Here is a 224-nt window from a genome sequence, read left to right as displayed (position 1 = left end):
AGCGGGTCAGCAGATCCCGGTCAGCGGCACCGTCAGCGGCGAGTTCAAGGCCGGTGACACCGTCACCCTGACCGTCAACGGCAAGCCGTTCACCGGTCCGGTGGACGCCGATGGCCGCTTCACCATCTTGGTGGCGGGCAGCGATCTGGCGGCCGATGGCGACAAGACCATCGATGCCAGCGTGACCAGCACCGACGCGGCGGGCAACAGCGCCACCGCGACCG

At 69.2% G+C, this 224-nt stretch carries 1 protein-coding gene; it reads left to right on the top strand.

Annotated features, from left to right (window positions below; translation table 11 throughout):
* Positions 1-224 (top strand): Ig-like domain-containing protein (locus tag AACQ95_RS17135; RefSeq protein ID WP_241281112.1); only part of this gene is annotated, 224 nt, incomplete at both ends.

This window comes from Aeromonas sp. MR19 (assembly GCF_963899305.1).
Classification (GTDB): Bacteria; Pseudomonadota; Gammaproteobacteria; order Enterobacterales; family Aeromonadaceae; genus Aeromonas; species Aeromonas bestiarum.
This window is presented reverse-complemented; position numbering and strand designations above follow the sequence as displayed.